Source organism: Micromonospora sp. NPDC023814, from assembly GCF_040639595.1.
Classification (GTDB): domain Bacteria; phylum Actinomycetota; class Actinomycetes; order Mycobacteriales; family Micromonosporaceae; genus Micromonospora.
Genome location: NZ_JBFAAF010000021.1, coordinates 49,984 through 74,318, shown reverse-complemented (window position 1 = coordinate 74,318; position 24,335 = coordinate 49,984). Strand labels below are relative to the sequence as shown.

Below are 24,335 nucleotides of genomic sequence, written 5' to 3'. Positions count from 1 at the left end.
CCTGCCGACCTACCCGTTCGAGCGTCGCCGCTACAGCCTGCTCAACGGATCGACGCCCGCCGCCCCCGAGGCGCCGGCGACGGCCGGGCCGAAGCACGACCGGCCCGACCTGCCCACCGAGTACGAACCACCGCGCACCGAGATCGAGGAGACCGTCGCGCAGGCGTGGCGGGAACTGCTGGGCTACCGGGAGATCGGCGTCTTCGACGACTTCCTCCTGCTGGGCGGGGACTCGCTGCTCACCGGCCGGCTGGTCGCCCGCCTCCAGGACACCTTCCAGGTCCCGATCACCGTCGCGGAGGCCTTCGCCCGGCGCACCGTCGCCCAGCAGGCCGACCTGCTCCAGGACCGGCTCCTCGCCGAGCTCGAAGGGCTCTCCGACGCCGACGCCGAACGGCTGATGAGCGAGGCGGACCCGTCGGAGGCGGGGCGATGACGGCGACCCGCGGCACCGCCGCCACCTCGATTCCGCTCCGGCCCCCCGGGCGGCCCGCCCCGCTGTCGTTCCAGCAGCGCCGGCTGTGGTTCCTGGACCGGCTGGTGGGCCGGGACGCCGGCGTGCACAACATGGCGATCACGCTGCGCCTGTCCGGCCCGCTCGACGTCGCGGCGCTGGACCACGCGCTGCGCCTGATCCGTACCCGGCACGAGGCGCTGCGCACGACCATCCACGACGACGGCGACGAGCCGGTCCAGGTGGTGGAGCCGGTCGACGACACCCCGATCGAGACGCTGGACCTGACGGCGGTGCCCGACGACCGGCGCCCGGCGCGACTCGACGAGACCGTCGCCGCGCGCGCCCGGGAACCCTTCGACCTGCGCCGCCCGCTGATCCGTACGCTGCTGGTCCGCCTCGCCGCCGACGAGCACGTGCTGCTGGTGACGATGCACCACATCATCGCCGACGGCTGGTCCGGCGGCGTGCTGGCGCAGGAGCTGGCGGAGGGCTACGCGGCCCGGCTGGCGGGCCGGCAGCCGCGGCTGCCCCACCTGCCGTTGCAGTACCCCGACTTCGCGGCCTGGCAGCGCGCGTACCTGACCGGGCCGGTCCTGGAGCGGCAGCTCGGGTACTGGCGGGACCGGCTGGCCGGCGCGCCGCTGGTGCTGGACCTGCCCACCGACCGGCCCCGGCCCGCCGTGCAGAGCCACCGCGGCGCCACCCTGCGGCTGGACCTGCCCGCCGACCTGGCCGCCGCCCTGCAACGGTTCAGCCGCGCCGAGCAGGTCAGCCCGTTCATGCTCGGCCTGGCCGTCTTCGCGGTGGTGCTGTCCCGCTGGTCCGGCCAGCAGGACCTGGTCATCGGCACGCCGGTGGCGAACCGCACCCGACCCGAGCTGGAGCACCTGTTCGGCTTCTTCGCCAACACCCTGGCCCTGCGTACGCGGCTCGACGGGGAGCTGACCCTCCGGCAGCTGCTCGACCGGGTGCGCGGCGACCTGTCGGCCGACTTCGCCCACCAGGACGTGCCGTTCGAGATGCTGGTCGACGCGCTGCACCCGGTGCGTGACCTCAGCCGGCACCCCGTCTTCCAGACCCTGTTCAGCTGGCAGGACGAGCCGATGCGGCCGTTCCGGACCGGCGAGCTGGTCGTCACGCCGATCCCGCAGCACAGCGGCAACTCCCAGTTCGACCTGTCGTTCTACGCCCACCGCACCGGCGACGACGCGGTCTTCTGCATCGTCGAGTACGCCACCGACCTGTTCGACGCCGACACGGTGCGGGGGCTGGCCGACCAGTTCGTCGTCGCGCTGCGACACGCCGTGGCCGACCCCGACCGGCCGGTGGCCCGGCTGCCGCTGCTGGACGCCGCGCAGCACCACCGGGTGACCGTCGCCTGGAACGACACCGCCGTGCCGGTGCCCACCGCCTGCGTGCACGACCTCGTGACGGCGCAGGCCGCCCGCACCCCGGACGCGGTCGCGCTGACCTGCGGCGGGCGGGCGCACAGCTACCGCGAGCTGGACGAGCGGGCGGAACGGCTGGCCCACCGGCTGCGCGCGGCCGGCGCCGGCCCGGGTCGGCTGGTCGGGGTCTGCCTGCCCCGTGGCGCCGACCTGGTGGTGGCCCTGCTGGCGGTGCTGCGCTGCGGGGCGGCGTACCTGCCCCTCGACCCGGCGCACCCGGCCGGGCGGCACGCCGACCTGCTGGACGACGCCGCCGCCGAGCTGGTGGTCACCGCCGACGAGTGGGCCGAGCGCTTCCCCGGCCGGCGGACGTGCCCGCCGCACGCCCCGGCCGACGACCCGGCGCCCACCGCCCCGCTGCCCCCGGTCGACCCCGACGCGCCGGCCTACCTGCTGCACACCTCCGGCTCGACCGGGCGGCCGAAGGGCGTGCTGGTGCCGCACCGGGCCGTCGTCGACTTCCTGGTCGGCGTCCGGACCTGCCCGGGCCTGCTGCCGACCGACGTGGTCCTCGCGGTCAGCACCATCTGCTTCGACATCGCGCTCTACGAGGTGCTCGCCCCCCTCACCGTCGGCGCGCACGTCGTCCTCGCCACGGAGGACGACGTCCGCCAGGGCGACAGCCTGCGCCGGCTCGTCCGGGAGCACCGGGTGACCGTGCTCGACGGCACGCCCTCCACCTGGCGGCTGCTCGTCGGTGCCGGCTGGGCGGGCGGCGACCTGCGGCTGGCGGTCTCCACGGCGGAGGCCCTCACCCCGGAACTCGCCGAGCAACTGCTCGACCGGTGCCCCAAGGTCTGGAACATGTACGGCCCCACCGAGACGACGGTGTGGGCCGCCGGCCACCGCGTCCGGCGTGGCGAGCGACCCGTCCCGATCGGCCGTCCCACCCCGAACACCCGGCTGTACGTGCTGGACGCCGCCGGCGAGCCGGTGCCGCCCGGCGTGCCGGGGGAGCTGTACGTGGGCGGCGCCGGGGTGGCGCACGGATACCTCGGCGCGCCGGCCACCACCGCCGCCCGCTTCGTGCCCGACCCGTTCGGCCCGCCCGGCGCCCGGTTGTACCGGACCGGGGACGTGGTGCGGCTGCTCCCCGACGGCGTCGTCCAGTACCTCGGCCGCTCCGACAACCAGGTCAAGCTGCGCGGCTACCGCATCGAGCTGGGCGAGATCGAGGCGACGCTGCGCCGGCACCGGTCGGTCGCCGACGTGGCGGTCCTGCTGGAGGGCGCCGACCCGGTGCGCCGGCACCTGGTGGCCTACCTGGTGGGCCGGGCCGACGACGCGCCGGACGCTGCGGAACTGCGGTCGTGGTGCGCGGCCACGCTGCCCGCGTACATGGTCCCCGCCCGGTTCGTCGCGCTGCCGGCGCTGCCGCTGAACAGCAACGGCAAGGTGGACCGGCGGACCCTGGCGCAGACGCCCGGCACGGACCTGACCGCCGGCGCCGCCGGGCCGGGCGCGCCGCTGGGGGCCACCGCCCGCCGGGTCGCCGAGGTGTGGCGCGACCTGCTGGGCCGCGACTGCGGCCCGCACGAGAACTTCTTCGACGCGGGCGGCCACTCGCTGCTCGCGGTCGAACTCCAGCGCACCCTCGCCGACCGGTTCGGCGTGGACGTGGCGCTGCTGACCATCTTCGAGGTCCCGACCATCGTCGGGCTGGCCACGTACCTCGACGCGGCGGCCGGTCCGGCCGCCGCCGCGCCGGCCGGTCCCGTACCGGCCATCGACGCGGAGTACGGCCGCCGACGGCGGTCCGCTCACCGGCTCCGGCCACGAACCGGCCCGGCCATCCACCAGCCACCGAGAGGGGAAGCCCATGACGCCGGCCCGAACCGCTGAGACCAACCCGGGCACCACCACCGCGGACCTGCCCGAGGAACTGGAGAACGCCCTGGCGGTGGTCGGTCTGGCGGGCCGTTTCCCCGGGGCGTCGAACGTGGCGGAGTTCTGGCGGAACCTGTGCGCCGGGGTGGAGTCGGTGACGTTCTTCTCGCCGGAGGAGTTGGCGGCGGCGGGCGTGCCGGAGTCGGTGTACTCGCACCCGAGTTACGTTCCGGCGAAGGCGCGGCTGGACGGCGTGGAGCTGTTCGACGCGGAGTTCTTCGGGTTCAACGCGCACGAGGCGGAGATGACGGATCCGCAGCACCGGTTGTTCCTGGAGTGTGCGTGGGAGGCGTTGGAGGACGCGGCGTACGACCCGGCGCGTTTTCCCGGCCGCATCGGCGTCTACGCCGGCCAGTCCATGAACACGTACTCGCTCTACAACATGATGCGCAATCCCGCGCTGGCGCAGGCGTTCTACCTCGACTACCTGCCCATGATGATCAGCTCCAACGACGACTTCCTGGCCACCCGGGTCGCGTACAAGCTGGACCTGCACGGCCCCGCGATGACGATCCAGACGGCGTGCTCGACGGGGTTGGTGGCGATCCACCAGGCGTGCCAGTCGCTGCTGGCGGGGGAGTGCGACATGGCGCTGGCCGGCGGCGTCGGGGTGAAGATCCCGGAGAACGTCGGCCACGTCTACCGCGAGGGCACCGGCCTCTCCCCGGACGGGCACTGCCGGGCCTTCGACCGCAACGCGAGCGGGATCGTCGGCGGCAGCGGCGTGGGTGTCGTGGTGTTGCGGCGGTTGGCGGATGCGGTGGCGGCGGGGGATGTGGTGCATGCGGTGGTGCGGGGTTCGGCGGTGAACAACGACGGTGGTGGTAAGGCGGGGTTTACGGCGCCGTCTGCGGTGGGTCAGGCGCAGGTGGTGGCGGATGCGTTGGCGGTGGCGGGGGTGTCGGCGGGTTCGGTGGGTTTTGTGGAGGCGCATGGGACGGGGACGCCGTTGGGGGATCCGATTGAGGTTGCGGGTTTGACGCGGGCTTTTCGGGTGGATTCGGATGGGGTGGGGTTTTGTGCTCTGGGTTCGGTGAAGACGAATGTGGGGCATTTGGATGCGGCGGCGGGGGTGGCGGGTTTTGTGAAGGCGGTGTTGGCGGTTCGGGAGGGTGTGGTGCCGCCGACGGTGCATTTTCGTGAGGCGAATCCGAAGTTGGCGTTGGAGTCGTCTCCGTTTTTTGTGAATGGTGAGTTGGTGTCGTGGCCGGTGGTGGGGGTGCGGCGGGCCGGGGTGTCGGCGTTGGGGGTGGGTGGCACGAATGCGCATGTGGTGTTGGAGCAGCCGCCGGCGGTGAGCGCGGGTGTGGGTTCGGTGCGGGGTTGGCAGGTGGTGGTGGTGTCGGGGCGGACGCCGTCGGCGTTGGTGGAGGTGGGTCGTCGGGTCGGCGGGGTGCTGGCTGACGGCGGCGTGGGGTTGGCTGATGTGGCGTACACGTTGCAGGTGGGTCGTCGGCATTTCGAGCGTCGGCGGGCGGTGGTCTGTCGCGACGCCACCCAGGCCGCGGCCGCGCTGACCGCGCCCCCGACCGGCACCGTCGACTTCCGGGCCGGTCGCAAGGTCGCCTTCCTCTTCCCCGGCGGCGGCAGCCAGTACGTCGGCATGGGCCGCCAGCTCTACGCCACCGAGCCGGTCTTCGCCGAGCACCTGGACCGCTGCGCCGACCTGGCCCTCGCCCGGCTCGGTTTCGACCTGCGCGACGTGGTCCGCGCCCCCGACGGCGACCGCGCCGTCCAGGAGTTCCTCGGCACGTCCGCCGGGGTCACCACCGCGCTGTTCGCGGTGGAGTACGCGCTGGCCATGCTCTGGCAGTCGTGGGGCGTGCGCCCGGACGCGATGCTCGGGCACAGCAGCGGCGAGTACGTGGCCGCCTGCCTGGCCGGCGTCTTCGACCTCGCCGACGCCATCGACACCGTGGCCCTGCGCGGCCAGCTCATCGACCGGCTGCCCGGCGGCGCCATGCTCGCCGTCTCGCTGCCCGAGGAGGAACTCGCCGCCCGGCTGGGGCCGGAACTCTCCATCGCCGCGGTGAACGCCCCCGGCCAGTGCACCGTCTCCGGCCTGGTGGAGCCGGTGCAGGAACTGGCCGACCAGCTTGCCGCCGACGGGGTGGACTTCCGCCGGCTGCACGTGCAGACCCTCGGCCACTCGGTGGCCATGGAGCCGGTGCTCGACGAGTTCCGCGCCCACGTCGCCGGCCTCACCCTCCGCGAGCCGACGCTGTCGTACGTCTCCAACGTCACCGGCGCCTGGATCACCCCGGCCGAGGCCACCGACCCCGACTACTGGGTGCGGCACCTGCGCGGCACCGTCCGCTTCGCCGACGGGGTGCGGACCCTGCTCGCCGGCTCCGCCGACCGGATGCTGGTCGAGGTCGGCCCCGGCACGGTACTCGGCGCGCTGGTGGGGGCGAACGGCGACGGCGCGGCCCCGCCGGTCCTGCCGTCCGTCCGCCACCCCCGCGACTCGCAGCCGGACCAGGCGTTCCTGCTGGCGACCCTGGCCCGGCTCTGGGAGTCCGGCGTGGACGTCGACTGGGAGTCCTTCGCGGCCGGCCAGCCCTGCCGCCGGGTGTCCCTGCCGACCTACCCGTTCGAGCGCCGCCGCTACTGGATCGACGTGCCGGAGGACGGCCCCGTGCCGGTGCAGGACGACTCGGTCGCCCTGCGCCGGGCGCCGGAGCCGGTGGACGCCGGCCCGACCAGCCTCGACGTGGACCTCGGCAGCACCCTGCACCAGCGCCCCCACCTGACCACGGAGTTTGTCGCGCCCCGCGACGACCTGGAGGAGTCCATCGCCGCCGCCTGGCGCGAGCTGCTCGGCTTCGAGACCGTCGGCGTGCACGACAACTTCTTCGCCCTCGGCGGCAGCTCCCTGCTGACCACCCGCCTGGTCACCCGGCTGCGGGAACGCTTCGCGGTGGACCTGCCGCTGGAGGAGCTGTTCAAGGCGCACACCGTCGCCGCCCAGGCCACCATCATCCGCGCCCTGCAGGACGCGGAGCCCGCACCCGGGCCGGACGGCGGCGACCCGGACGGGAGGCGGTCCCCCAAGGCGGACGGAACCGCGTCCTCCGCGGCCGACAGCGCCGGGCCGGACGGGGCGGCGCGATGAGCGTCGACGAGCAGCGCGGGGCGCGCCCCGCCCAGGCGTTGTCCCCGGCCAAGCAGGCGCTGCTGTCGGCCTGGTCCAAGGGGCGGCGCGGCAACCGCGACGAGATCCCCCGCCGGGGCGACGGCGGCCCCGCCCCGCTCTCCTTCTCCCAACAGCGCCTCTGGTTCCTCGAACGGATGGTGCCGGACAGCCCGGCGTACAACACGCCGATGGCGGTCGAGCTGCGCGGGCCGCTGCACGTGGCGGCGCTGCGGGACAGCGTGCAGCGCATCGTCGACCGGCACGAGGCGCTGCGCACCACCATCCGGGAGGCCGACGGCGAGCCGGTGCAGGTGGTCTCGCCGCCCGCGGCCGTCGACCTGCCGGTGACCGACCTGACCGGACTGAGCGAGGCCGAACGCGACGAGCGCGTACGCCAGGCCCTCCAGGAGGAGGCCCAGCGGACCTTCGCGCTGGCGGTCGGGCCGCTGGTCCGGTTCGGGCTGTTCCGGCTCGCCCCGGACCGGCACGTCTTCCTGGTCAACTGGAGCCACCTGATCGCCGACGGCTGGTCGGGTCGGGTGTTCTCCCGGGAACTGGCCGAGTGCTACTCCGCGCTGGTCACTGGCGGCACGCCCCGGCTGCCCGAGCTGAAGCTCCAGTACGCCGACTACGCGGTCTGGCAGCGGGCCCAGATGTCCGGGCCGACGCTGGCCCGGCAGGTGCGCTACTGGCGGGACCGCCTCGCCGGGATCCCGGCGCTGCTGGAACTGCCCACCGATCGGCCCCGGCCCACCGTGCAGAGCTTCCGCGGCGACACCCTCCGGTTCACCGTCGACGAGGGGCTCACCGGGCGGCTGCGCGCGCTCTGCGCCGGCACCGACAGCACGCTGTTCATGGTGCTGCTCGCCGCCTTCACGGTGGTGCTCTCCCGCTGGTCGGGGCAGCCCGACGTGGTCGTCGGCACGCCGGTGGCCAACCGCAACCGCCCCGAGCTGGAGGACCTGTTCGGCTTCTTCGCCAACACCCTGGCGCTGCGGACCACGGTCACCGGCGACCCGACCTTCCGGCAGTTGCTGGCCCGGGTCGGTACCGACGTGTCGGCGGACTTCGCCCACCAGGACCTGCCGTTCGAGAAGCTGGTCGACGAGCTGCAACCCGAGCGCAGCACCAGCCACAACCCGGTGTTCCAGGTGATGCTCGCGCTGAACAACACCCCGCCGCCGCGCGTCGACCTGACCGCCGACACCCAGCTCGTCGGGCTGGTCGAGGGGGACACCGGGTCGGCGAAGTTCGACCTGTGGCTGTCCCTGGCGGACGCCGGGGACACGCTGCCCGGCGGGCTGGAGTACGCCACCGACCTGTTCGACCGGGACACCGTCGAGCGGATCCTGGCCAGCCTGCTGCGCCTGCTCGACCAGGTCTGCGCCGACCCCGACGCCCCGCTGTCCCGGCTGGAGTTGACCGACGACGAGGAACGCGACCGGGTCCTGCGGGCGTGGAACGACACCGCCGCCCCGGAACCCGCGCCGCGCGTCCTGCACGAACTGATCGCCGAGCAGGTCCGGCGCACCCCCGGGCACGTCGCCGTCCGGCTCGACGACCGGTCGCTGACCTACGCCGAGTTGGACCGCCGCGGCAACCGGCTGGCCCACCGGCTGCGGCGGCACGGGGTGGGACCGGACAGCCGGGTCGCCGTCTGCCTCGACCGCTCGCCGGAACTGCTGGTGGCGCTGTTGGGCGTGCTCAAGGCCGGCGGCTGCTACGTGCCGCTGGACCCGGAGCACCCGCCCGCGCGGCTGGCGTACCTGCTCGCCGACTGCGGCGCGGAGATCGTGCTGACCGGCGACGGCGGGCGGGACGTGCTGCCCGCCGACGCGCCGCCGGTGATCGACCTGCACCGCGACGACTGCGCCGAGGAGCCCGAGCAGGCCCCGCCCAGCGGGGTCACCGAGGACGACCTGACGTACGTCATCTACACCTCCGGCTCCACCGGGATGCCGAAGGGGGTGATGAACAGCCACCGCGCCGTGGTGAACCGGCTGCGCTGGATGCAGCGCCGCTTCGAGCTGACCGCGGGCGAGGCGGTGCTGCAGAAGACCCCCGCCAGCTTCGACGTCTCGGTGTGGGAGTTCTTCTGGCCGCTGCTGGTCGGCGCGACCGTCACCATGGCCCGCCCCGACGGGCACCGCGACCCCGGCTACCTGGTCGACCTGATCAACGACCAGCGGATCACCACCGTCCACTTCGTACCGTCGATGCTCCGGCTCTTCCTCGACGAGCCGCGCTCGGCCACCTGCACCGGGCTGCGCCGGGTGGTGTGCAGCGGCGAGGCGCTGCCCCGCGACCTGGTCCGCCGCCTCCAGGAGCGGCTGCCCGCCCGGCTCGACAACCTGTACGGCCCGACCGAGGCCGCCGTGGACGTCACCGCCCACCGGTGCCCGCCGGGGGAGGACGCCACCGACGTGTCGATCGGTGCCCCCGTCGACAACACCAGCATCTACGTGCTGGACCCGGCCGGCCGGCCGGTGCCGGTCGGCGTGCCCGGCGAGCTGTGCATCGGCGGCATCCAGGTGGCCCGCGGCTACCAGGGCCGGCCCGCGCTGACCGCCGAGCGGTTCGTCCCCGATCCGTTCACCGACCGCCCCGGTGCCCGGATGTACCGCACCGGCGACATCGTCCGGTGGCGGCCCGGGGGCACCCTGTCCTACCTCGGACGGGAGGACCTCCAGGTCAAGCTCGGGGGGATCCGCTTCGAGCTGGGCGAGATCGAGGCGGCCCTGCGGGAGCACCCCACCGTCCGGGACGCGGTGGTCACCGTGCGCCGCGACGCCGCCGGCGGGGAGGCCGGCGAGGGCCAGCTCGTGGCGTACGTGGTGCCCCGCACCGGGGCGCACCCGGAGGTGACGCCGGACGCGGCCGAAACCCCGGCGACCGGTGACGCCGACGCCACCGTGGACCAGTGGGCGCGGGTCTTCGACGAGGCGTACACCGAGCCGGAGACCGCCGACGCGGCGGACAGCAACTTCTCGAGCTGGAACAGCAGCTACACCGGCGCCCCGATCCCGGCCGACGAGATGCGGCGGTGGGTCGACGAGACCGTCGCCCTGGCCCTGGCGGAGCCGCCCGGGCGGGTCCTGGAGGTGGGCTGCGGGCTCGGCCTGCTCCTGCTGCGCATCGCGCCGCACGCCGCGTCGTACCACGGCACCGACATCTCCCGGTTCGCGCTCGGCCAGGTCCGCGCCGAGGTCCGGGCCCGCGGCCTGGCGGGCGTGACCCTCGACGAACGGGCCGCGCACGAGCTGGCGGACCTGCCCGCCGGGTCCTTCGACACCGTGCTGCTGAACTCGGTCGTGCAGTACTTCCCGGACGCCGACTACCTGCGGCAGGTGCTGGCGGAGGCCCGCCGGCTGGTCGCCCCGGGCGGCCGGATCGTCGTCGGCGACGTCCGCAGCCTGCCCCTGCTGGCCGACTTCCACCGCTCGGTGGAACTGCACCGGGCGGACCCGGACGCCGACCCGGCGGTGGTGTTCGCCCGGGCGGCCGCCCGGACGTGGCAGGAGGAGGAGCTGGCGCTGGACCCGGCGCTGTTCACCTCCCTCGGCGACACCCTGCCCGGCGTCGCCGCCGTCGAGGTGCGGCTCAAGCGCGGCGGCTACGACAACGAGCTGAGCCGGTTCCGCTACGACGTGGTCGTCCGCGTCGCCGCCGACCCGGCGGCGGACGGCCCGGCCGCACCGGAGCCGGCCGCCGACCCCCTGGGCTGGGAGGGTGACCTGGCCGGCCGGCTGCGCGACCGGCTCCGGGCGGAGTCGGTGGTCGCCGTGACCGGGATACCCAACGGCCGCCTCCGCGAGATCGCCGTCCTGCGGGCCGGCGACGGCGCCTGCCGGACGGTGGGTGAGCTGCGCGCCCGGGTCGACCGGGAGCCGCCCGGCGTCGACCCCGACGAGCTGTACCGGCTCGCCGACGAGCTGGGCGTGGACGTCGTCGTCGCCCCGTCGGCCGCCGACCCGACCCGGATCGACGCCCTGTTCCACCGCGCCGACGTGCGCCCGTCGTGGCCGCCGGCGCCCCCGGCGCGCGGCGGCGCGCTCGCGAACTGGCCCCGCCAGGCCCGGCTGATGGGCGAACTCGGCCCGCACTGGCGGGCGCACCTGAAGGACCGGATCCCGCGCTACGCCGTGCCGGCGGTGTTCGTCCCGGTGCCCGGCATCCCGCTGAGCCTCAACGGCAAGGTGGACTGGTCGGACCTGCCGGCGCCGCCGCCGGTGGCGGCCCGGGACCGGGGAGCCCACGTCCCGCCGGCCGACGGCACCGAACAGCTCGTCGCCGACATCTGGGCGTCCGTCCTCGGCCTGGAACGGGTGAGCGCCACCGCCAACTACTTCGAGCTGGGCGGCGACTCGATCCGGGGCATCCGGGTGATGGCCCGGGCCAACGGGGCCGGCCTGCCGCTGGTGCCCCGCGACCTCTTCGCGCACCCGACGGTGGCGGAACTCGCGGCGGTCGCCGACGCCCGGCTCGCCGAGGGCGGCACCGTCGACGGGCCCGCCCCGGAGTCGCCGGGCGACTGGGGGCTGTCGGAGCGCGACCGGGCCCACCGGGAGCGGCTGCTGGCCGACGCCGACGTGGCGGAGGTCTTCCCGCTGGCCCCGTACCAGGCGCACATGCTGCGCCGGCTCGTCGCCGACCCGCGTCCCGGCGAGTTCCTGGTGCAACGTGTCGACACCCTGCGCGGCCCCATCGACGTGGACCTGCTGCGCCGCTGCTGGGCGGGGCTGGCCCGCAGGTACGCCCTGCTGCGGACCATGTTCGTCTGGGCCGACCTGGACGAGCCGCTCCAGGTGGTGCGGCGCGACGTCGAGCTGCCCTCCCGGTACGAGGACTGGACCGGGCTCACCGCCACCGAGCAGGACGCGGCGCTGGCCCGGTTCCTCCGCGAGGACCAGGCGGTGGGCTGCGCCCCCGACGACCCCGCCGGCATCCGGCTGTTCCTGGCCAAGGTCGACGAGGACGCCTACCGGACCGTGTTCAGCTTCAGCTATCTGCGGATGGAGGGCTGGAGCCTCAGCGTCTTCCTCAGCGACGTCATCGGTGAATACCACCGCCTGCTCGCCGGCGAGACCCCGGAGGCCGGCACGGACGTGCCGTTCAGCCGCTACGTCGACTGGCTGCGCCGGCGCGGCGTACCGGCCGACACGCCGGCGTTCTGGCGGGACATGTTCGCCGGCGGGTGGTCGCCCACCCTGCTGGCCGCGTCCGCCCCCGACAACCGGGCCGGGGAGCGGCACGGCTACGCCCGGCAGCACATGCAGGTGGACGCGCGCGTCACCGAGGCGCTGCGGGACACCGCACAGCGGCTGCGGATGCCCCCGAACACGCTGGTCCAGGCTGCCTGGGCGGCGTTGCTCGCCCGCTACGCCGGCCGCGACGAGGCCACCCTGGGGGTCTTCTTCAACGGCCGCCCCGCGGACCTGCCGGGCGTCGAGGACCTGACCGGGCCGACGATGAACGTGCTGCCGATGCGGGTGCGGCTGCCCGCGCCGGACCGGCCTGTCGTCGACCTGCTGTCGCACGTGATGACCGTCGGCGCCGACGCCGCCCACCACCAGTACGTGGCGCCGGAGCGGGTGGCGGAGTGGGCCGGCTGGCCGGCGGACGAGCCGATGTTCGACGCGTACCTGGTCTTCCAGAACCTCGACCCCACCCTGTTCGGCTCCACCGAGCGGGTCCCGACGTTCTTCAGCCGGCTGGCCGAGCCGTTCCGGCTCGACGTGATGCCGGGGGTGGAGCTGGGACTGATCCTGTCGTACCACCGGGACCTGCTGACCGACGAGGCCGCCGGCCGGGTGCTCGACGACCTCGTGGCGACGCTCGCGGCGATCACCGCCGACCCGTACCGGCCGGTCGCCGAGGTGCTCCGGCCGCCCGCGCCGCCCGCCGCCGCGAAGGTGCTGCTGGTGGAGGGCGAGCTGGGCGGCCACCAGATCAAGGACACGCCGTTCCCCGTCCCGGCGGGGGTGGAGCCACGGTGACGGAGGTGCCCATGTCCTGGATGGTGCCGATCGGCGCCGCCGACGCCGACGCGCTGCGCCGCCGAGCCGCCGAGGCCGCGGACCGGCTGGCCGCCGGGGCGGAGCCGACCGCGCAGGGCGCCCCGGCGGACGCGGCGCACCGGCTGGTCGCCACCGGAGGGGACCGGGCGGCGCTGGTGGCCGCGCTGCGCTGCGCCGCCGCCGGGGAGCCCACCGACGGGGTACGCACGGCCACCGGCACCGACGTCCCGCGCCTGGCGATGGTGTTCTCCGGTGAGGGCACCCAGTGGCCCGGCATGGGCGACGGGCTGTCCGGCTGCGCCCCGTACGCGGACGCCCTCGACCGGTGCGACGCGGCGGTACGCGCCCTCGGCGGCTGGTCCGTCACCGAGGAGATCCGCCGGCCGGCCGGGGCGAGCCGGCTCACCGAGACCGCCGTCGCCCAGCCGGCGATCGTCGCGGTGGAGATCGGCCTGCTCGCGTTGCTGGACAGCCTCGGGGTACGACCCGACGTGGTGATCGGGCACAGCCTCGGCGAGATCACCGCCGCGTACGCCGCCGGGGCGCTCGGCGTCGAGGACGCCATGGCGGTCGCGTACCACCAGGGCCGGATGTTGCAGCGGGCGACCGGCGGCGGGGGGATGCTCGCCGTCGGCCTCTCCGCCGAGCAGGCCACCCGGCTGCTCGCCGACCTGCCCGCCGGGCTGTCGCTGGCGGCGGTCAACGGTCCGGCGAGCGTGGTGCTCTCCGGGGAGCGGTCCGCCCTGGACGCCGCCGTGGCGCGGCTGGCCGCGGACCGCGTGTTCCACCGCGACCTCGGCATCAACTACGCCTTCCACAGCCCCCAGATGGAGCCGTTCACCGGGGAACTGGTGGCGGACCTGCGGTCGCTGCTGCGCAACGGCCCCACCAGCACCGACATGGTCTCCACCGTCCACGGCGACCTGGTCGGCGGCGACCGGCTGGGCGCGGAGCACTGGGGGATGCTGTCCCGCCGGCCGGTGCGTTTCCTCGACGCGGTGGCCCGCGCCGACGCCGCCGTCCACCTGGAGATCAGCCCCACCCCGGTGCTGCGCACGGCGTTGCTGCAGTGCCTGGGTGGACGGCCCGGCACCACCGTGCTGGGCTCGCTGCGCCCCGACCGGGACGCCGCCGAGGCGGTCCACGCGCTGGCCGCCGACCTCTACCTCGCCGGCCTGCCCGTGGCCTGGGACGCGCTGCCGGCCGTGACCCGGACCGCCGGCACCCCGGCCGCGGAGCCGGAGCGGGTGTCCGTCGGGTCGGCGGTCGTCGACCGGCTCCGCGCCGGCAGCCCGGCCGGGCTCGGCCACCGGGTCCGGGAGTACGTCGTCGACCGCGCGGCGGAGGTGCTGGGCCGCCACCGCTCCGAGATCCCGGCCGACGAGGGTCTGTTCGCCCTCGGCTTCGACTCGCTGACCGCCGTCCGCCTCGCCGAGCGGCTCGCCGCCGAGCTGCGTCCGCACGTCCCGGTGGGGCCGACGGTGGCGTTCGACCACCCGACCGTCGCCGACCTCGCCGCCCACCTCACCGCCGGGCTCGGCGGCGGCGACGGGGACCGGCCGGCGTCCGGGCCGGTGGCGACCCCGGTCCGGACGGGCCCGGTGCCAGCGGCCGACGAGCCGATCGCCGTCGTCGGCATGGCCTGCCGGGTGCCCGGTGCCGACGGCCCGGACGAGTTCTGGCGGCTGCTGCGCGACGGCGTCGACGCCACCGCCCCGGTGCCCCGCGACCGCTGGGACGTCGACGCGCTGCACGGCGACGACCCCCTCGAACCCGGCACCATCTACGCCCGCCGCGGCGGATTCCTGCCCACCGTGGACACCTTCGACGCCGACTTCTTCGGGATCTCCGCCGTGGAGGCGGAGAGCATGGACCCGCAGCAGCGGCTCCTGCTGGAGGTGGCCTGGGAGGCGCTGGAGCACGCCGGGATGCCGGCGGACCGGCTGCGCGGCACGCGCAGCGGCGTGTTCGCCGGCCTGTCCATCGACGACTACAAGGGACTCCAGATCGCCGACCCGGCGCGGATCGACGGCTACACCGGCACCGGGAACCTCTTCTGCGTGGCGGCCGGGCGGCTGTCGTACGTGCTCGGGCTGCGCGGGCCGTCGATGGCGGTCGACACGGGTTGTTCCTCGTCGCTGGTCACCGTGCACCTGGCCGCCCAGGCGCTGCGGGCCGGCGAGTGCGACCTGGCGCTGGCCGGCGGCGCGCACCTGATGCTCGCCCCGGACATCACCCTGTTCCTCTGCCGTGCCGGCGCGCTCGCCCCGGACGGCCGGTGCAAGACCTTCGACGCGGCGGCGGACGGCTACTCCCGGGGCGAGGGCGCCGGGATGGTGGTGCTCAAACGGCTCTCCGACGCGATCGCCGACGGCGACGACATCCACGCCGTGCTCGCCGGGTCCGCCGTCAACCACGACGGCGCCAGCAGCGGCCTGACCGTGCCGAACGGCACCGCCCAGCAGGAACTGCTGACCGACGCGCTCCGCGCCGCCGGTCTCGCCCCGGCCGACGTCGGCTACCTGGAGGCACACGGCACCGGCACCCCGCTCGGCGACCCGATCGAGCTGCGTGCCGCCGCGGACGTGCTGGGCCGGGACCGGCGCGAACCGCTGGTGGTCGGCTCGGTGAAGACGAACATCGGTCACCTGGAGGCGGCGGCCGGGGTGGTCGGCCTGATCAAGACGGTGTTGGCGCTGCGGCACCGGTGGATCCCCGCGCACCTGAACTTCCGCACCCCCAACCCCCGGCTGCCCTGGGACGACCTGCCCCTGTCGGTGGCCACCACCGGCCGACCCTGGCCGGAGGGCCCGGACGGCCGGCCCCGGGTCGCCGGGGTCAGCTCGTTCGGCATCGGCGGCACCAACGCGCACGTCCTGCTGGCCGAGCACCGCCCCGCGACGGAGCCGGCGGGCGGCGAGGAAAGCGGCGCCGGCAGCGGCGACGCCCTGTTGCTGCCGCTGTCCGCCGGGTCGCCCGCCGCGCTGCGGGCCCTCGCCGGACGCTACGCCGCCCACCTCGACCGGCACCCGGAACTCCCCGCGCCGGCCGTCTGCGCCGCCGCCGCCCGGTTCCGCGCCCCGCTGCGGCACCGCCTGGCCGTCACCGGCGCGGACCGGGAGGAGCTGCGCCACCACCTCGACCGGTACGCCCGGGGCCGGGCGGACGGCCTCGTCGAGGGCGAGGTCCGCGGCGCCCCCCGGATCGCATTCGTCTTCCCCGGCCAGGGCTGCCAGTACCCGGGCATGGGCCGGACGCTGTACGACACCGAGCCGGTGTTCCGCGCCGCCCTGCGCGAGTGCGCCGACATCCTCGGCGAGCACCTGGGCGACGACCTGGTCCGGGTGCTCCACGACGGCGGTGAGCTGCTGCACCGCACCGGCTGGACCCAGCCGGCCGTCGTCGCCGTCGAGTACGCCCTGGCCCGGCTCTGGGGTTCCTGGGGCCTGGAGCCGGCGGTCGTCCTCGGCCACAGCGTCGGCGAGTACGCCGCGGCCTGCGTGGCCGGCGTGCTGCCGCTGGACGAGGCGCTCCGGCTGGTGGCCGTACGGGCCCGCCTGATGGACGCGCTGCCCGCCGGCGGCCGGATGCTCGCCGTCGCGGCGGACGGGGCGGCCACGGAGGCGGTGCTGGCCCGGCACCCCGAGGTGTCCGTGGCGGCGTACAACGGCCCGGCCGAGACCGTCGTGTCGGGCCCGGCCGGTGCCGTCGAGAGCGTGGCGCGGGCCCTGGACGACGGCGGTGTCCGGCACCGCGACCTGCGGGTGTCGCACGCGTTCCACTCGGCGCTGATGGACCCGGTCCTGGCCGAACTCGCCGCCGAGGCGGCCCGGGTCCGGCCCGCCGAGCCGCGCGTGGACGTGGTCTCCACGGTGACCGGGCGGCTGCTCGACGGGCCGGTGGACGCCGACTACTGGTGCCGCAACGCCCGCGAGCCGGTGCGCTTCGCCGAGGCGGTGGGCCGCCTCGGCGAACTGGACTGCGGGCTGGTGCTGGAGCTGGGCCCCGACCCGGTGCTGGGCACGCTCGCCCGGCGCGGGGCGCTCGTGCCCCGGGGCGCCCGGTGGGTGCCGACGATGCGCCGGGGGCGCGGCGACCGTGCCGTGGCCCGGGACGCCCTCGGCGCCGCCTTCTGCGCGGGCGCGCCGGTGGCCTGGGAGCGGGTGCACCCAAACGCCCGGCGGGTGCCGCTGCCGACGTACCCGTTCCAGCGGCGCCGCTTCTGGCGCGACACCCGCCTCGGGGTGGCCCGGTCCGCCGACACCGGCCCGCTCGGGGAGCGGCTGCGCTCACCCGCCCTCACCGGCAGCGTCTTCGAGCAGGTCGTCGGCCCCGAGCTGCCGGAGCGGCTGACCGACCACGGCCTCTTCGGCGCCACCGTCGTCTCGGCCGCCAACCACCTCGCCGCGATCCTCGCCGCGACCGCCGCCGACGGGGAACCGACCGCCGAGGTCACCGACGTGGCCTTCCCCGAGCCGCTCACCCTGACCGCCGGCGAACGGGCCCGGGTGCAGGTGCTGCTCGGCGCGCCGGACGGCCCCGGGCGGACCGCCGAGGTGGTCAGCGCGACCGGCACCGACCCGGGGCGCTGGCGGGTGCACGCCACCGGCACCGTGCGGCCGGCCGGCCCGGCGCCGGCCGAACCCGCCCGGCCCCTCGACACCGCCGGCACCGAGGTGGTGGACCTGGAGGACCGGATGCGGGCCGCCGGCTACCGGTTGGGCCCCCGCTACCGATGGCTGGAGTCGGTCGTGCGGCACGGCGACGAGGTCGACGCGACGCTGCGTCGCCCGCGCGTCGTGCCGCCGTCCACGCGACCGGAACCCGGCCTGCTCGACTCCTGCCTGCGCCTGGTCCTGGCGCTCGCTCCGCAGGCCCTGGCGACCGACGGACGCGGGCTGGCGGTCCCGGTCGGCGTCGACCGGCTCGCCTGGTACGCACCCGGGCCGACGGCCACCGGGGACGACGACCTCACCTGCCGGGCCCGGCTGCGGTCGGCCACCCCCGACGGCGACGAACTCGTCCTCGACGTCACCCTGCGTGCCGCCGGCCGGGTCCGCCTGGTCGTCGACGGCCTGCGGCTGCGCCGGGTCCGCCGGGACGCGCTCCTGCGCGGGGCCGAGAACGGCGACCGGCTGCGCCACCGGATCGACTGGCGTCCCGCCGACCCGGCCCCGGCACGCCCGACCGACACCACCGGCCGCTGGCTGCTCCTTGCCGACGGCGGGGGCGTCGCCGACCGGGTCGCGGCCGCCGTACGCGACGGCGGCGGGAGCTGCCGGTCGATCGGGCCGGCGACGGTCGCCGACCACCCCGGCGGGTTGCCCGCACTGCTGGCGGAGCCGGGACCGGAGCCGCTGCGCGGTGTCGCCCTGCTGTGGCCCCTCGACGACGGCCCCGGGGTGCCGGGCGGCGCCGGGTCGCTGGACGAGCGGCAGGCCCACGGCGCGCACGCCGCGCTGCACCTGCTGCACGCCCTGGCCGACCGGCACCCGACGGCCCGGCTGGTGCTCGTCACCTGCGGCTGCCAGCAGACCGACGACACCGGGCCGGTCGACCCCACCCACGCCGCCGTGTGGGGGCTGGGTCGGGTGGCGATGACCGAGCGGCCGGACGCCGACGTGGTCCTGGTCGACCTGGCGCCCGACGGCGACCCGGCCGCGGACGCCGCCGCCGTGCTCGCCGCGCTGACCGCCCCCGCCCCGCCGCCGCAGCAGGCCGTCCGTCCGACGGGGACGCTGGTGCCCCGACTCCTGCCGGCACCGGCGGACGGGCCGGAGACCCTGCCCGTGCACCCGGACGGCAGCTACCTCGTCACCGGCGGCACCGGTGGCCTCGGCCGCCGGGTCGCGGCCTGGCTGCTCGACCGGGGCGCGGGCCGGGTGTGGCTGCTGTCCCGGGGCGCCACGACCGTCGAGGGCGCGGAGCCCCTTCCGACCGGGGACGACCGGGTGCGGACCCTGGTCTGCGACGTCACCGACCCGGTCGCGCTGGACCTGGCGGTGGCCGAGGCGCGGCGCGCCGGCCCGCCGCTGCGGGGCGTGGTGCACGCCGCCGGCGGCCTCGACGACGCCCCGCTCGGCGTGCAGACGCCCGACCGCCTCGACGTCCCGCTCCGGCCGAAGCTGGCCGCCGCACACCTGCACCTCGCCACCCTCCACGACCAACTCGACTTCTTCGTGCTGTTCTCCTCGCTGGCCGGGGTGGTGGGCACCGCAGGCCAGGCCGGGTACGCCGCCGGCAACGCCTTCCTCGACGCCCTCGCCGGCCACCGGCGCGCCCTCGGCCTGCCGGCGGTCAGCATCGCCTGGGGCCCGTGGGCGGAGACCGGGATGGCGGCCCGGCTGGGCGCCCGCGAGCGGGACCGGCTGGCCGCGTTCGGCCTGCACCCCCTCGACCCGGCCGCCGGGCTGGACGTGCTGGCCCGGTCCGCGTCCGGGCCGCCGTGCCTGGTGGTCGCGGACGCCGACTGGTCCCGGCTCGCCGGGCACCTGCCGGAGCGGTGGCGGCCGGGCCTCTACGCCGAACTGGTCGACGCGGCCCCGACGACGACCCGGGCCGCCGGGCCGGGATCGGGCGGTCCCCACCGAATGCCGGAGAGCCCGCGCGAGCAGATCCTCGCCGAGATCTGGGCGGAGATCTTCCGGGTCGACCGGGTCGGTGTCACCGACAACTTCTTCGACCTCGGGGGCGACTCGATCCTCAGCCTCCGGCTGGTCGGGGCCGCCCGCCGCGCGGGCCTGCGCATCGCCGAGGCCGATGTCTTCGCCCACCCGACCGTCCGGGACCTCGCCGCCGTCGCCACCGACGACCGGGAAGCCGAGGAGCGGGAGGCCGGCGACCGGGGAGGCGGCGGGCGCGTGGACGCCGACGCCGCGCCGGGCGGGGAGCGGGCGCCGGCCGGGAAGGGCCGCCGCACCCCGGTCGACCTGGCCGCCTTCGCCGACGCCGAGCTGGACGCGAGCGACCTGACCGCGCTGGCCGCGCAACTGGCCGGGGCGAGCTCCGGCCGCCCGAACGGACGTCCCACCGCACCCGAGACGCTGAGGAAGGACAACCCGTGACCGTTCCCGGAGTCGACAACATCTACCGGTTGTCGTACATGCAGGAAGGGCTGCTGTCGCACAGCCTCGCCGACCCCCGGGCGGCCTTCTACGTGGACCAGGTCGAGTACCGGCTGCACGGGCCGGTCGACCCGGACCTGCTGCTCGCGGCGTGGCAGGCGCTCACCCAGCGGCACGCGGTGCTGCGCACGTCGTTCCACTGGGAGGACATCAAGCAGCCCGTCCAGGTGGTCCGGGACCACGTCGAGGTGCCCATGGAGACCCTCGACTGGCGGGACGTGCCGGCCGCGGACCTGCCGGCGCGGCTGGAGGAGCGGCTGCGCGCCGACCGGCTCCAGGGGTTCGACGTCCAGCAGCCGCCGCTGGTCCGGCTGACCCTGATCCGCACCGGCGAGGAGGACTACACGTTCGTCCTGCGCTACCACCACCTGCTGCTGGACGCGTGGTCGGCGCTGATGGTGCTCGACGAGGCGTTCGCCAACTACGACACCCTGGCCGGCGGGCGGCCCCTGGAGACCCGGCCGGCGACCTCCTTCCACGAGTACGTCGGCTGGGTGCGGGCCCAGGACCTCGACGCGGCCGGGCAGGCGTGGCGGGAGGCGCTGCGCGGCGTCACCGACTCGACCACCCCGGCGTGGATCCGCCCGCCGGACGGCAGCGCCCCGGAGCCGTCCGGTCGGGACAATCCGGAGCAGGTGCTGCACGTGCCGGCGGAGACCGTGGCGGCCCTGCGCGAGCTGGGCCGGCGCCGGGAGGTCACCCTCGGTTCGTTGCTGCAGACCTGCTGGGCGCTGGTCCTGCGGGCGCACAGCGGGCGCGACGACGTCGTGTTCGGGGGCACGCTGTCCAGCCGCCCGTCGGACGTGCCGGGGGTGGAGCAGACCGCCGGCCTGTTCATCAACACGCTGCCGGTGCGGGTCCGCTTCGACCCGGCCCGCTCCGTCCTCGCCACGGCCGTCGCCCTGCAACACGAACAGGCAACGTTGCGCCGGTACGACTTCAGCCCACTGGAGCAGGTGCAGCGGTGGAGCGAGGTGCCCCCGGGCCTGCCCCTGTTCGACACCATCATGACGGTGCTCAACCTGCCCGGGGTGGGCGTGCTGCACCGGCGCAGCGGCGCGGTCGAGATCCGCGACGGGCAGTACCGCTACCGGACCAACTATCCGCTGTCGGTGCTGGTGATCCCCGAGGGCGAGCGGCTGGCCGTCCGGGTCGGCTACGACCCCCGACGGGTCGGCCACGACGCCGTCGCGCGGCTGCTCGGTCACCTCGCGACGGTGGTCGACACCGTGGCGACGCGTCCGGACACGCCGGTCGGGGACGTCGACGTGCTGACCGACGCCGAACGCGCCACGGTGGCCGGCTGGAGCGGGGCGTCCGCGCCGTACCCGGACGGGACGACCGTGCACGGGCTCGTCGAGGAGCAGGCCGACCTGGGCGGCGAGCGGGTCGCGCTGCGCGCCGGCGGCGAGTCGGTCACCTACGGGGAACTGGACCGCCGGGCCAACCAGCTCGGCCAGCACCTGCGCGGCCTGGGCGTGCGCCCGGACACGCCGGTCGGGCTGTGCCTGGGGCGTACCCCGGAACTGGTCGTGGCGATGCTCGCCGTGCTCAAGGCGGGCGGCTACTTCGTCGCGCTGGACCCCGACCACCCGCCGGCCCGGCTGGCCGACATCCTCGCCGACGCCGGCGTCGCGGTGGTGGTCAGCGACCGGCACCACCGCGCCGGCCTGCCGCGCGCCGGGGTGGAGACCGTCCTGCTGGACGCGCACCGCAACCGGTACGCCGACCTGCCCGACGACCGGCTGCCCGCCTCGGCCGGTCCCGACGACCTGGCCTACTCCATCTACACCTCGGGGTCGACCGGCCGGCCCAAGGGCGTGCTCGTGCCGCACCGGGGGCTGTGCAACGTGATCGCGGCCCAGCGCGCGCTCTTCGGGCTGGGCCCGGACGACCGGGTGCTGCAGTGGGCGTCGCCGACGTTCGACGCGTCGGTCTTCGACGTGGCCATGGCCCTCGGCGCGGGCGCCACCCTGCACCTCGCCCCGGCCGAGCGGGTGGCGCCGGGGCCGGACCTGCGGGACCTGCTCGCCACCGAGCGGATCACCGCGCTGACCATCACCCCGTCGGCGCTGGCGGCCGTGCCGGTCGCGGCCCTGCCGGAGCTGCGCACCCTCGTCCTCGCCGGCGAGGCGCTGCCCGCGTCGCTGGTGCGGCAGTGGCGCACCCCGGGGCGCCGGGTCTTCAACGCGTACGGCCCGACGGAGGCGACGATCTGGGTCTCGGTGCACGAGTGCGGCCCCGAGGACGAGGCCCCGCCCATCGGCCGGCCGATCCCGAACGTCACGGTCCGGGTGCTGGACGCCTCGGGCCGCCCGGTCGGCGTCGGCATCCCCGGCGAGCTGCACGTGGGCGGCGCCGGACTGGCCCGGGGGTACGCCGGGCGCCCCGAGTTGACCACGCAGCGGTTCGTGCCGGACCCGTTCGGCCCGCCCGGTGCCCGCCTCTACCGCACCGGCGACCTGGTGCGTTGGACCGAGGACGGTGCGCTGCGCTTCCTCGGCCGCACCGACCAGCAGGTCAAGGTACGCGGCCTGCGGATCGAGACCGGCGAGGTGGAGGCGGTGCTGCGCCGGCACGACGACGTGGCCGAGTGCGCGGTGGTGGCCCGCGCCTCGGACGGCTCGGACGGCACGCCGGACACCCTGGTGGCGTACGTGGTGCCGGCCGGCGCGGCGCGGGTGGACGCGGAGAAGCTGCTCGCGCACTGCGCGCAGGTGCTCCCGGAGTACATGCTGCCCGGTGCCGTCGTGCCGCTCGACCGGCTGCCGCTGACCAGCAGCGGGAAGCTCGACGTGCGCGCCCTGCCGTCGCCGCGCGACCTGGCCGGGGAGCAGGGGGCACAGGCCGAGATGACGGTCACCGAGCAGGCCGTGGCGACGCTCTGGGGCCAGGTGCTCCAGGTGGAGGGCCTCGGCCCGGACGGTGACTTCTTCGCCCTCGGCGGGACCTCGATCAAGGCCACCCAGGTGGTGTCGCGGGCCCGCCGGGCGTGGCAGGTCGACCTGCCGATCCGCAGCGTGTTCGAGAACCGCACGGTGACGGCGTTCGCCGCCGCCGTGGAACAGGCACTGGCCGCCCAGATGGATGACGACGATCAGGAGGTGCAGGATGGCGACGACCAAGGCGTGGGTGCTGCATGCCACTGAGCCGGGGAGTGAGCTGACCCGGGGACAGCTGACGCTGGAGCAGATCCCGGTGCGCCGGCCCGAGGAGGGCGAGGTCCTCGTCGAGCCGCTGGTGGGCTGCTGGGAAGCCAACATGGAGCACGCGATCTCCCGGCACCCGGTGGACGTGGCGCGGCAGCGGGGCGACGACAAGATCGTCCTCGGCACCTGCGGCGTGGTCCGGGTGCTCGCGGCCGGGCCCGGCGTGCGGGGCCTGCGCGAGGGCCAGGAGTGCCTGTGGATCCCGTTCGGGGTGATCGACCGCAACGGCTACGCCGAGCGGATCTGCGCGTACGACGCCCCCGGCTCGCCGGGACTGCTGTGCGGGCGGTTCGTCACGGAGGCGCGGCTGCTGGTGCCCCTGCCGGAGCAGGGCCGCCACCCGATCGAGCGCTGGGCGCCGTTCGCCCGGTACTTCACCGCCTGGGACAACTGGCGGGTGGCCCGGCGCTGCTGGGAGGCGCAGGTCGACGACCACTGGGGCGAGCCGCCGCTGGTCCTCGGCTGGGGCGGCGGCGTGGTCTGGGCGCAGCTGGAGCTGGCCCGCCGGGACGGATTCCGCACGGCCATGGTGTCCGGCCGCGACACCCGGCTGGCCGCGATCGCCGCCTCCGGCGCCGCCCCGATCGACCGCCGCGAGTTCCCGGACCTGGACTACGACGTGGCGAAGGCCTCCGGCGACCCGGACGCGCTGGACCGGCACAAGGATTCCAAGCGGCGCTTCGTCGAGCGGGTGATGGAGCTCAGCGGCGGCCAGGGCGTCTCCATCTTCCTGGACAACATGGGCGGTGGGCTGCACCGGGTGACGTTGCAGTCGCTGGCCCGCGAGAGCGTGCTCGCCACCGTCGGTTGGAAGCACGGCATGCGGCTGTCGAACCTGCGGGCGGTGGAGTGCATCGGCCGGCACATCCATGTGCACACCCACGCCTGGCGGTTCCAGGACTGCGCGCGGATCCGGGACGTGCAGGAGAGCACCGGCTGGTTGCCCGAGATCAACGAGCCGGTGGCCTCCTTCGACGCCATCCCGCAGTTGGCCGACGCCTACTCCCGGGACGCCTTCGACAGCTACTTCCCGCTGTACGAGGTCGTCCCCCGGTGA

7 protein-coding genes (1 of these 7 running past the window's edge) are annotated in these 24,335 nt (G+C 75.7%); all 7 read left to right on the top strand.

Translation table 11 applies throughout. The features are described from left to right. Tightly spaced (each overlapping or abutting the next), the 7 genes in view from AB0G14_RS14155 to AB0G14_RS14125 form a layout consistent with a single transcriptional unit that may run on beyond the window. On the top strand, window positions 1-436 hold the end of the coding sequence (locus AB0G14_RS14155; protein ID WP_357697231.1) for a beta-ketoacyl synthase N-terminal-like domain-containing protein. It extends 2,618 nt beyond the left edge of the window; only the last 436 of its 3,054 coding nucleotides appear in the window; its start codon lies off the left edge, out of view; it ends in the stop codon at window positions 434-436. Continuing rightward, window positions 433-3,747, top strand: coding sequence for an amino acid adenylation domain-containing protein (locus tag AB0G14_RS14150; RefSeq protein WP_357697229.1), 3,315 nt, complete (start codon window positions 433-435; stop codon window positions 3,745-3,747). Before AB0G14_RS14155 ends, AB0G14_RS14150 begins: the two co-directional genes overlap by 4 nt. Continuing rightward, window positions 3,725-6,907 (top strand): beta-ketoacyl synthase N-terminal-like domain-containing protein, encoded by a 3,183-nt coding sequence (locus tag AB0G14_RS14145; RefSeq protein WP_357697227.1) that lies wholly within the window; start codon window positions 3,725-3,727, stop codon window positions 6,905-6,907. The genes AB0G14_RS14150 and AB0G14_RS14145 overlap by 23 nt, the downstream gene beginning before the upstream one ends. Continuing rightward, complete coding sequence (locus AB0G14_RS14140; protein WP_357697225.1) at window positions 6,904-12,924, top strand: amino acid adenylation domain-containing protein; 6,021 nt, start codon at window positions 6,904-6,906, stop codon at window positions 12,922-12,924. The genes AB0G14_RS14145 and AB0G14_RS14140 overlap by 4 nt, the downstream gene beginning before the upstream one ends. Further along, complete coding sequence (locus AB0G14_RS14135; RefSeq protein WP_357697223.1) at window positions 12,921-20,009, top strand: SDR family NAD(P)-dependent oxidoreductase; 7,089 nt, start codon at window positions 12,921-12,923, stop codon at window positions 20,007-20,009. Before AB0G14_RS14140 ends, AB0G14_RS14135 begins: the two co-directional genes overlap by 4 nt. Next, window positions 20,006-23,218 carry an amino acid adenylation domain-containing protein gene (locus AB0G14_RS14130; RefSeq protein ID WP_357697221.1) on the top strand — a complete coding sequence of 1,071 codons (3,213 nt, stop codon included), beginning with the start codon at window positions 20,006-20,008 and terminating at the stop codon, window positions 23,216-23,218. Before AB0G14_RS14135 ends, AB0G14_RS14130 begins: the two co-directional genes overlap by 4 nt. Next, window positions 23,181-24,335 (top strand): hypothetical protein, encoded by a 1,155-nt coding sequence (locus AB0G14_RS14125; RefSeq protein ID WP_357697219.1) that lies wholly within the window; start codon window positions 23,181-23,183, stop codon window positions 24,333-24,335. Before AB0G14_RS14130 ends, AB0G14_RS14125 begins: the two co-directional genes overlap by 38 nt.

Coding starts and splice junctions, on each gene's coding strand:
- AB0G14_RS14150 (WP_357697229.1), top strand. CDS start 433: ATGACGGCGACCCGCGGCACCGCCGCCACCTCGATTCCGCTCCGGCCC.
- AB0G14_RS14145 (WP_357697227.1), top strand. CDS start 3,725: ATGACGCCGGCCCGAACCGCTGAGACCAACCCGGGCACCACCACCGCG.
- AB0G14_RS14140 (WP_357697225.1), top strand. CDS start 6,904: ATGAGCGTCGACGAGCAGCGCGGGGCGCGCCCCGCCCAGGCGTTGTCC.
- AB0G14_RS14125 (WP_357697219.1), top strand. CDS start 23,181: ATGGCGACGACCAAGGCGTGGGTGCTGCATGCCACTGAGCCGGGGAGT.